Raw genomic sequence first — 8,383 nt, 5'->3', positions numbered from 1 at the left:
TCACCCCCCCCCCCCAGCCGGCCCACGGCGGGGCCCGGGCCCCGCCCCCCGCCCCCCCCCCCGGCCCCACTTCGGCGGTCAGGTGGGGTCGGGGGCGCCGATGGGGTTGCCGGCCGGCCAGTCCCCCGCGGTGACGACGGCGCGGCGCACCGGCACGAGCAGCTCGGCGAGCCGGTCGCAGCGCGTGTCCCCCAGCGAGTGCCACGGCCCGAGGGCGAGCCGGTCGGTGTCGGTCTCGACCGCGGTCACCACGGCCAGGCCCTCGGCGGTGAGCCCGCCGTCGCCGGCCAGCCACCCGCGGTCGGCCAGCGCGGCCGCGGCGTCGTCCCACTCCGCCTCGGTCCACCCCCGGGCGCGCAGCAGCCAGTCGCGGTCGGTGCGCCCGGCGGCCACGGCGAGCACGTTCGCGGCCAGCCCCGAGACGCCCCGCTGCAGCAGCGCGGCGTTGTGCCCGTCGCCGCGGTGCTCGCGCAGCGTGGTGAGCGCCTGCCACAGCGCCAGGTGCGGCCGGCCGGGGACGGGCAGGCCGGCGTTGGCGGCGGCGAGCGGGCGGCCCGGGACGTCGACGGCCGCCGCCGCGGCACCGGCCAGCTCCGCGGCCTCGGCGGCGTCGGGCGAGTCGGGCCACCCCTCCCCCAGCACCCGCCGGACCGCGGCGTCGACGCCGGCCAGCCGGGCGCCCAGCGCACCGGCCGGCGGCACGGCGTCCCACACCGCCGGCACCCGCCGCCGCACGAACGCCGGCGCGAAGCCGAAGAAGGTCGCCGTCACCACCTCGGGCCCGACCGGCCCCAGCGGCGCCGCCCGCATCGCGAAGTACCCCGACCAGAAGCCGCGCACCCCGGCGGCCTCCGCGGCCGCGCGCGCCTCCGCGGCGAAGTAGGTCAGCCCGTGGAACGGCTCGCCCAGCGCCCACAGCCGCCGCGCGGTCCCCGGCGAGGTCACCCGACCGGCCTCACGCGCTCACGGTCTCCGGCATGCCCAGCCACTCCCGCCAGCGCGGGTCCACGGCACGGTGCCCGAGCAGCCGCCAGGCCGCGCCGCTGGGGGTGTGCGGCGGGTTGGGCAGCTTCCAGCCCAGCTCGGCCAGCGACCGGTCGGCCTTGGTGTGGTTGCAGCGGCGGCAGGCGGCCACGACGTTGTCCCAGGTGTGGGTGCCGCCGCGGCTGCGGGGGACGACGTGGTCGATGCTCGTGGCCGACCCGCCGCAGTACACGCACGTCTGGCCGTCGCGGGTGAACACCGCCCGCCGGGACAGGGGCACCTGCGCCGGGTAGGGCACCCGCACGTAGCGGGTCAGCCGCACCACGACCGGCACGGGCAGCGCGACGGTCTCGGCGTGCACCACGTCGGCGGAGGCGTCCACCGACACGGCCTTCTCCGCGAGCACGAGCACGATGGCCCGCCGGCTGGAGACCACGCACAACGGTTCGTAGGTGGCGTTGAGCAGCAGGGTGGCCGCGGTCGTCCCGCGGCCGGGCACGGGTGTCAGCGGTAAGTGGACCGGGTCGCGGCGCGGGCCCGGCTGGCTCGCGGTCGACGACCCGTGTACGGCACGCGGCACGGGGCACCTCCAGCGCCGCGGGACGAGCCGCTGGGTGCTGCACGACCCACGGGCAGCCCCATCATGGCCCGGGAGGCCGCGTTCGCGCTCGTGCGATGCCCGCGCGGGTGCGAGACCGGTCACTACGGTGGATGGGGTGCGCTACCCCGAGGCCCCGCGGCTCGACCTCGTCGAGGACCTGCACGGCACCCCCGTCGCCGACCCCTACCGCTGGCTGGAGGACGTCGAGGACCCCCGCACCCGCGCGTGGACCGACGCCCAGGACGTCCTGACCGCCGGGGCGCTGGCCGCGCTGCCGATGCGCAGCGCCTTCGCCGCCCGGCTCGAGCAGCTGGTGCACGCCGGCGCCGTCGGCGTCCCGGTGCACCGGGCCGGCCGGGCCTTCTCCACCCGCCGCGACCCCGGCCAGGAGCACGCCGTCCTCCGGGTCCGCGAGCCCGACGGCACGGTGCGCGTCCTGGTCGACCCCATGGCGGTCGACCCGGCGGGCACGACCACCCTCGACGCCTGGTCGCCGTCCTGGGAGGGCGACCGGCTGGCCTACCAGCTCTCCACCGGCGGCGACGAGGAGTCGCGGCTGTACGTGCTCGACGTCGCCACCGGAGAGCAGCTCGACGGGCCGGTCGACCGCTGCCGCTACTCCCCCGTCGCCTGGCTGCCCGGTGGCGAGGAGCTGTTCTACGTCCGCCGGCTGGCCCCCGACCGGGTGCCGGCCGGCGAGGAGCAGTACCACCGCCGCGTCTGGCGCCACCGGGTGGGCGCCGACCCGGACACCGACGTCCTCGTGCACGGTGAGGGGCTCGACCCGACCAACTACTACGGCGTGCGCACCAGCCGCGACGGCCGCTGGCTGACCGTCTCGGCCTCGGCCGGCACCGCCCCCCGCGACGACGTCTGGCTCGCCGATCTCGACACCGGCGGCGAGCTCCGCCCGCTCCAGGTCGGCGTCGACGCGCAGACCGCGGCATGGGTCGCGCGCGACGGCCGGCTGTGGCTGCTCAGCGACCGGGACGCCCCGCGGTGGCGGCTGGCGGTCGCCGATCCCGGGGACGCCGCCACCTGGGACGTCGCCTCGTGGCGGGACGTGGTCGCCCAGGCCGAGGACGGCGTCCTGTCCGACGTCGCCCTCGTCGACGGGCCGGACGGCGCGCTGCAGGTGCTCGCCGTCCACTCGGTCGACGCCACCGACCGGCTCAGCGTCTGGGCCGCCGACGGCGGCGGCCGCCTCGCCGAGGTGACCGCCCTCCCGCCGGGCAGCGTCTCCGGCGTCAGCTCGCCGCCCGAGGGCGGCAGCACCGCCTGGGTCGGCTACACCGACTACGCCACCCCGCCCTCGGTGCTGCGCTGGGACGCCGCCGCGCCGCGGGAGCTGGCCGACGACGAGCGGGCGCCCGTGGCCGGTGACGTCCCGCCGCTGACCGTGGTCGAGACGCACGCGACGTCGCGGGACGGCACCCCGGTGCACCTGTTCGTGCTGTCGCGGGCGGGCCGCCCGGACACCCCGCGGCCGACCGTCCTCTACGGCTACGGCGGCTTCAACGTCTCGCTCACCCCGGCCTACTCGGCGCAGGCGCTGTCGTGGGTCGCCGCCGGCGGTGTGTGGGCGGTGGCCAACCTGCGCGGCGGCTCGGAGCACGGTGAGGACTGGCACCGCGCCGGCATGCGGGAGCGCAAGCAGAACGTCTTCGACGACTTCGCCGCCGCCGGCGAGCACCTGGTCGCCCAGGGGTGGACGACGCACCGGCAGCTGGGCGTCTTCGGCGGCTCCAACGGCGGGCTGCTGGTCGGCGCGACGCTCACCCAGCGGCCGGACCTGGCCGCGGCCGTCGTCTGCAGCGCGCCGCTGCTGGACATGGTCCGGTACGAGCGCTTCGGGCTCGGCCGCACCTGGAACGACGAGTACGGCACCGCGGAGGACCCGGTGGAGCTGGGCTGGCTGCTGGGCTACTCGCCGTACCACAACGTCCGCGCGGGCACGGCCTACCCGGCGGTGCTGTTCACGACCTTCGAGAGCGACACCCGGGTCGACCCGCTGCACGCCCGCAAGCTGGCCGCCGCCCTGCAGCACGCCACGACGGCGCAGGCGCCGGTGCTGCTGCGCCGGGAGGTCTCGGTCGGCCACGGCGCCCGCGCGGTGAGCCGCACGGTGGGCCTGGCCGCCGACCAGCTGGCATTCCTCGCCGAGCACACCGGGCTGCGCGACGGACTCGCCGGGGCCGCATCTGCTGGCTGACGGACGGGCGGCCGCCTGCGAGTATTGACGGTGATGAGCGGTTCACTGTCCGTGGTGGCGGCCGCCGCCGACGGCACGTCCGAGGTCCCGGCCTGCGTCGATGACGTGGGCTCGCTGTGCGCCCGCGTCTACGACCTGTCCGGCGTCGACTGGCTGGCGGCCAACGCCGACGCGCTGATCGCCCGGCCGGCGCGGATCCTGCTCGTCGTCCTCCTGGCCGCCCTCGTCCGGGCGCTGCTGCACCGGGGCATCCGGCGGCTCACCGCCCGCACCGCCACCGGCGCGGTGCCGACCATCCTGCGGCCCTGGCGCAACCGCGCCCGCGCCGCGGACCCCGACGGCCTGGAGACCATCGCCGAGCGCCGGACCCAGCGGGCCGAGGCCATCGGGTCCGTGCTGCGCAGCTGCGCGTCCTTCGTGGTGTTCGGCATCGCCGTCGTCCTGGTGCTCGGCGAGCTGGGCGTGAACCTGGCGCCGATCATCGCCAGCGCCGGCGTGCTGGGCGTGGCGCTGGGCTTCGGCGCGCAGAACCTGGTCAAGGACTTCATCGCCGGGATCGGCATCATCCTGGAGGACCAGTACGGCGTCGGCGACGTCGTCGACCTGGGCGAGGCCAGCGGCACGGTCGAGGCGGTGGGCCTGCGCATCACCCGGGTCCGGGACGTCAACGGCGTGGTCTGGTACGTGCGCAACGGCGAGGTGCTGCGGGTGGGCAACAAGAGCCAGGGCTTCGCCCAGGTCGTCATCGACATGCCCGTCGCCCACGACACCGACCTCGACGCCTGCAAGGCGGTCATGCAGGAGGCCGCCGACGCGATGCACGCCGAGCCCCAGTGGGCCGCCGTCCTGCTCGCCGAGCCCGAGTCCCTGGGCGTGGAGCAGATCACCGCGCACGGGGTGGTCATGCGGGTGCAGGTCCGCACCACCAACGCCGACCAGTGGCGGGTGGCCCGCGAGCTGCGGCTGCGGCTGAGCGAGCGGTTCGCCGCCGAGGGCATCCGCACCCCCAGCCCCCTCCTGGGGGCGGCGTCCGCCACGGCGCGGGCCGCGCCGTGACCGGTCCCGCACCGCAGCGGCAGGCGACGTTCCGCGAGGTCTTCGCCGTCGCCGAGTTCTGGCCGCTGTTCGGCAGCTTCCTGCTGTCCACGATCGGCGACCAGCTGGCCCGCGTGGCCCTCACCGTGCTGGTCTACCAGCGCACCGCCTCCCCGCTGCTGTCCGCGGTCACCTTCGCCATCAGCTACCTGCCCTGGCTGGTCGGCGGACCCGTCCTGGCCACCCTGGCCGACCGCTTCCCCCGCCACCGGGTGCTGATCGCCAGCGACGTCGCCCGCGGGGTCCTCGTCGCCGGGATGGCGGTGCCCGGGACACCGCTGCCGGTGCTCCTCGCGCTCCTGCTGCTGGTCTCCCTGTTCGCCCCGCCCTTCGAGTCGGCCCGCTCCGCCCTCATGGCCGACGTGCTGACCGGCGACCGGTACGCGGTGGCCACCTCGCTGACCAACGTCAGCTCCCAGGTGTCGCAGGTCATCGGCTTCGCGCTGGCCGGCACGCTGGTGGCCACGCTCACCCCCTCCTGGGTGCTGCTGCTGGACGCGGTCACCTTCGGGGTCTCCGCGCTGTGGCTGAGCGCGCGCCTGCAGCGCCGTCCGGCCCCGGTCGCGGACGGCGGCGGGCGCTCGGTCTGGCGCGACGCCGGCGACGGGCTGCGGCTGATCAGGCGCAGCACCCGGCTGCTGACCATCGTCGTGCTGGTCTGGGTCGGTGTGATGTTCGCCAACGCGGCCGAGGGCATCGCCGCCCCGCTGGTCGACGAGCTGGGCGGCGGCGCCACCGCGGTCGGGCTGCTGCTGGCCGTCAACCCGCTGGGGGTGACCGTCGGCGGGCTGCTGCTCGTCCGGCTGGTGCCCCCGGCCCGGCGCGACCGGCTGGTGCCGCCCCTCGTGCTGCTCTCGCTGGTGCCCGTCGGCGTGGCCGGGCTGCTGGTCGTGTGGGCGCCGCCCGGCCGCGCCGCGCTCGTCGCCGTCCTGGCCTGCATGTTCCTCGCCGGCCTCGGCGGCGCGTGGACGATCCCGCTCAACGTCACGTTCGTGCAGGAGGTGCCGCCGGCCTACCGCGGGCGCGCCATCGGCGTGGCGGTCAGCGGCCTCTACGGCGTCCAGGGACTCGGCGCCCTGGGCGCCGGCCTCGCCGCCGAGGGCCTGGCGCCCGGCGTGGTGGTCGCGCTCATCGGCGGGCTCGGGGTGCTCGCCGTCCTGCCGCCGCTGCTCGCCTGGACCCGGCTGGCGGCCGCCGTGCGCGCGGGCGACGTGGCGACGCCCCCCGAACCTGCGAGACGATGAGGACGTGGCCGGAGCGCGAGGCCACGCACGAGCAGAGCACCGTCCGGCACGAGGCCGACGAGCACCAGCGAGGAGGTCTCGTGACCGAGCCCGGCCGGACCCTGCCCTCCGCGCGGGCCTTCTACGACGAGGTGGGCGGCGCGCCGACGTTCGACCGGCTGGTCGCCCGGTTCTACGCCGGCGTCCGCACCGACCCCGTGCTGGCCCCGCTCTACCCCCAGGACGACTGGGCGGGCGCCGAGACCCGCCTGCGGATGTTCCTCGAGCAGTACTGGGGCGGCCCGACCACCTACTCGCAGCAGCGCGGCCACCCGCGGCTGCGGATGCGGCACGCCCCGTTCGCGATCGGCCCGGCCGAGCGCGACGCCTGGCTGCGCAACATGCGCGACGCGGTCGACTCGCTGGAGCTCACCGCCGAGCAGGACGCCACGCTGTGGGGCTACCTGGAGATGGCCGCGCACAGCATGCAGAACCGGTAAGGACCCCGCCGCCCCCCACCGCTCGCGAGCTCGCGGCGGGCCCCTGCGGCGGGGCCGCCGACCGCCGGAGCGCCACCTCTGAGGAGTCGCATGACCTCGCCCGCTCGCGCCTTCCGCACCGACGGTCCCGACTGGTGGCGCGACGCCGTCTTCTACCAGGTCTACATCCGCAGCTTCGCGGACGGGAACGGCGACGGCGTCGGCGACCTGGCCGGCATCCGCGCCCGCCTCCCGCACCTGGTCGAGCTCGGCCTCGACGCCCTGTGGATCACGCCGTTCTACCCCTCGCCGATGCACGACCACGGCTACGACGTCGCCGACCCGCGCGACGTCGAGCCGGTCTTCGGCGACCTCGCAGAGTTCGACGCGCTGCTCGCCGAGGCGCACGCCGCCGGCATCCGGGTGACCGTCGACCTGGTGCCCAACCACACCTCGCACGCCCACGAGTGGTTCACGGCCGCGCTGGCCGCCGGCCCGGGCTCGCCGGAGCGGGCGCGCTACCTGTTCCGCGACGGCCGGGGCGCCGACGGCGCCGAGCCGCCCAACAACTGGCCCTCGGTGTTCGGCGGACCGGCGTGGTCGCGGGTGCCCGACGGCCAGTGGTACCTGCACCTGTTCGCGCCCGAGCAGCCGGACCTGGACTTCACCAATCCCGAGGTCCTCGCCGACCTCGAGGAGACGATGCGCTTCTGGCTCGACCGCGGGGTCGACGGCTTCCGCATCGACGTCGCCCACGGCATGGCCAAGCCCGAGGGCCTGCCGGACATGGTGCCGATGGAGGACACCGGCCTGCTGGCCGACCACGGCCCCGGTGACCACCGGTTCGACTCCGACGGCGTGCACGAGGTGCACCGCCGCGTGCGCCGGGTCCTCGACGGCTACCCCGGCACGATGGCGGTCGGCGAGGTGTGGGTCTCCGACGACGACCGGCTCGCGCAGTACCTGCGGCCCGACGAGCTGCAGCTCGCGTTCAACTTCAAGCTGCTGACGGCCGACTGGGACGCCGAGGCGCTGCGGACGGCGGTCGTGCACTCGCTGGCCACCGTCGAGGGCACACCGGCCCCGGCCTGCTGGGTGCTGTCCAACCACGACCGGCCCCGGCACGTCACCCGTTACGGCGACGGCACGATCGGCACCCGCCGGGCCCGGGCCGCCGCCCTGCTGCAGCTCGCGCTGCCCGGCGCGGCCTACCTGTACAACGGCGACGAGCTCGGCCTGCCCGACGTCGACCTGCCCGACGAGGCGCTGCAGGACCCGATCTGGGAGCGCTCCGGGCACACCGAGCGCGGCCGCGACGCCTGCCGCATCCCGCTCCCGTGGTCGGGCACCGCGCCCTCCTACGGCTTCTCCTCCGGCCGCGAGACGTGGCTGCCGATGCCGGAGGGCTGGGGCCCGCTCACCGCGCAGGCGCAGGCGGACGACGACGCGTCGATGCTGTCGCTGTACCGACGTGCGCTCGCGCTCCGGGCCACCTCGCCGGCCCTGCGCGGAGAGGACCTGGAGTGGCTGCCGGCGCCGGAGGGCTGCCTGGCCTTCCGCCGTCCGGGTGGGCTGGTCTGCTGGGTCAACCTCTCCGGCGGCCCGGTGCCGCTCCCCGAGGGGCGGGTGCTGCTCGCCAGCGCGGACGTCACCGACGGCGTCCTCGCCGACGACGCGGCGGTCTGGCTCACCGCCTGACCCCCTGGTGGGGGGGGGGGGGGGGGGGGGGGGGGGGGGGGGGGGGGGGGGGGGGGGGGGGGGGGGGGGGGGGGGGGGGGGGGGGGGGGGG

7 protein-coding genes are annotated in these 8,383 nt (G+C 76.8%); 5 read left to right on the top strand and 2 right to left on the bottom strand.

Annotated features, from left to right (window positions below):
• Positions 1 to 78: 78 nt before the first annotated feature.
• Positions 79 to 945, bottom strand: coding sequence for an SCO6745 family protein (locus ACK586_RS06070; protein WP_409329558.1), 867 nt, complete (start codon positions 943 to 945; stop codon positions 79 to 81).
• A gap of 10 nt (positions 946 to 955) precedes the next feature.
• A complete protein-coding gene (locus ACK586_RS06065; RefSeq protein ID WP_409329557.1) occupies positions 956 to 1,483 on the bottom strand; it encodes an HNH endonuclease in 528 nt (175 codons plus the stop codon).
• A gap of 217 nt (positions 1,484 to 1,700) precedes the next feature.
• On the opposite strand from ACK586_RS06065, the gene ACK586_RS06060 reads away from it, so the two are divergent.
• The 5 genes from ACK586_RS06060 (at position 1,701) to ACK586_RS06040 (ending at position 8,292) form a co-directional block, all read left to right on the top strand.
• Complete coding sequence (locus ACK586_RS06060; protein ID WP_409329556.1) at positions 1,701 to 3,797, top strand: prolyl oligopeptidase family serine peptidase; 2,097 nt, start codon at positions 1,701 to 1,703, stop codon at positions 3,795 to 3,797.
• Between the two features lie 33 nt (positions 3,798 to 3,830).
• Positions 3,831 to 4,853: a mechanosensitive ion channel family protein gene (locus ACK586_RS06055; RefSeq protein ID WP_409329555.1), complete on the top strand. Its 1,023-nt coding sequence runs from the start codon at positions 3,831 to 3,833 to the stop codon at positions 4,851 to 4,853.
• Positions 4,850 to 6,136 (top strand): MFS transporter, encoded by a 1,287-nt coding sequence (locus tag ACK586_RS06050; protein WP_409329554.1) that lies wholly within the window; start codon positions 4,850 to 4,852, stop codon positions 6,134 to 6,136. The genes ACK586_RS06055 and ACK586_RS06050 overlap by 4 nt, the downstream gene beginning before the upstream one ends.
• On the top strand, positions 6,133 to 6,615 hold the full coding sequence (locus ACK586_RS06045; RefSeq protein WP_409329553.1) for a globin: 483 nt from the start codon (positions 6,133 to 6,135) through the stop codon (positions 6,613 to 6,615). Before ACK586_RS06050 ends, ACK586_RS06045 begins: the two co-directional genes overlap by 4 nt.
• Positions 6,616 to 6,705: 90 nt before the next feature.
• Positions 6,706 to 8,292 carry a glycoside hydrolase family 13 protein gene (locus ACK586_RS06040; RefSeq protein ID WP_409329552.1) on the top strand — a complete coding sequence of 529 codons (1,587 nt, stop codon included), beginning with the start codon at positions 6,706 to 6,708 and terminating at the stop codon, positions 8,290 to 8,292.
• Positions 8,293 to 8,383 lie beyond the last annotated feature (91 nt).

It is taken from the genome of Trujillonella humicola (assembly GCF_046233715.1).
GTDB classification, from domain to species: Bacteria; Actinomycetota; Actinomycetes; order Mycobacteriales; family Geodermatophilaceae; genus Trujillonella; species Trujillonella humicola.
This window is presented reverse-complemented; position numbering and strand designations above follow the sequence as displayed.

What these genes read in the sequence shown, in the direction of transcription:
- ACK586_RS06040 (WP_409329552.1), top strand. Translation starts at nt 6,706, where the DNA reads ATGACCTCGCCCGCTCGCGCCTTCCGCACCGACGGTCCCGACTGGTGG.
- ACK586_RS06055 (WP_409329555.1), top strand. Translation starts at nt 3,831, where the DNA reads ATGAGCGGTTCACTGTCCGTGGTGGCGGCCGCCGCCGACGGCACGTCC.
- ACK586_RS06045 (WP_409329553.1), top strand. Translation starts at nt 6,133, where the DNA reads ATGAGGACGTGGCCGGAGCGCGAGGCCACGCACGAGCAGAGCACCGTC.